1 protein-coding gene and 1 pseudogene are annotated in these 1,283 nt (G+C 66.3%); both read left to right on the top strand.

Going from position 1 to position 1,283, the window contains the following annotated elements; translation table 11 throughout:
* Window positions 1–61 precede the first annotated feature (61 nt).
* Window positions 62–1,192: a glycosyltransferase gene (locus JV551A3_RS28795; RefSeq protein ID WP_133979324.1), complete on the top strand. Its 1,131-nt coding sequence runs from the start codon at window positions 62–64 to the stop codon at window positions 1,190–1,192.
* Window positions 1,192–1,283: pseudogene (locus JV551A3_RS28790) on the top strand (GNAT family N-acetyltransferase); the annotation flags it as partial. The gene JV551A3_RS28795 and the pseudogene JV551A3_RS28790, both read left to right, overlap by 1 nt.

The following is a 1,283-nucleotide window of genomic DNA, read 5'->3' as shown; positions in this document are numbered from 1 at the left end:
TCGGACCTGCAGTACCTGATCATGGAAGACATCCTGGTTGTGAAGGACGGCGCGGCCCCGTATGACCAGCCGCTCTGAACCGCGCATCCTGCAGTTCTGCCATGGCTATGACGGGCCGTTCCTGGACTGCGCCCGTCAGTACGCCAGCCTGTTCCAGGGGCGTGGCTACCAGGTGACTACGGTGTTCCTCACCGGCGCCGCCGACCCGCAGGTCGCGGCTGGCTGCGCGTCGGACGAGGTGCTGTTCCTGGAATTCAGCTCCAAGGCCGTGCGCGGCCTGAAACTCGGGGCGATCCTTGCATTGCGGCGGATCGCGGCCGAGCGCGATTTCGCTTTCTGCATTGCCCATCGCTTCAAACCGATCTATGTGGCGTTGTTGGCTACCGGTTTGCCGGTGATTGGCGTGCACCATGCCTTCGGTGACTACGAGCGCAAGGGGCGACGCATCTTCGCCAACCTGTTCAGCAAACGCCTGAGCTTGCTGGGCGTGTCGGACGCAGTACGCGACGACATGCGCCGCTGTCTGCCACAGTGGCCGGCAGAGCGTATCCAGACCCTGTACAACCGCATCGACATCGACGCCCTGCATGCGGCCCTGGTGCCACGCGCCGAGGCCCGCCAGGCCCTCGGCCTGGATGCGCAGGCGTGGATTGTCGGTAACGTCGGGCGCCTGCACCCGGACAAGGACCAGGCCACCCTGCTGCGTGGCTTTGCCGAAGCGCTGCCGGGGCTACCGGCCGGTGCCCGCCTGGCAATCCTTGGCAAGGGCCGCCTGGAGGCCAGGCTCAAGGCCCAGGCCGCTGAGCTGGGCATTGCCGGGCAAGTGGACTTCCTTGGCCAGGTGCCGGATGCGCGCCGTTACTTCCAGGCGTTCGATGTATTCGCCCTGAGCTCCGACCATGAGCCGTTCGGCATGGTCCTGCTCGAAGCCATGGTTGCCGGTGTACCGGTACTGGCCACGGCCTGTGGCGGTGCCCGCGAAGTGGTCGAAGGTGTTGGCGTGCTGTTCCCGCTGGGCGATGCCGGGCAGCTGGCCCAGGGCCTGAAGCACATGGCTGTGCTCGATGGGCAGCAGCGCCAGGCTTGTGCCGAGCACATGCTGCAGCGCCTGCGCGAACGCTTTTCCGACCAGGCGGTGCGCGAGGCATTCTGGCAGCTGCCGCAAGTTCGTGCGCTGGTGGGGCAAGCCTGATGCTCAACCGTATCCAGGCCTTCCGCGAGCGCGGTTGGCAAGTTATCGACGCCAAGGCCTACGCCGAGGCATGGGCCCGCTTTGGCGGAAG

The organism is Pseudomonas inefficax, from assembly GCF_900277125.1.
Lineage (GTDB): Bacteria > Pseudomonadota > Gammaproteobacteria > Pseudomonadales > Pseudomonadaceae > Aquipseudomonas > Aquipseudomonas inefficax.
This window is presented reverse-complemented; position numbering and strand designations above follow the sequence as displayed.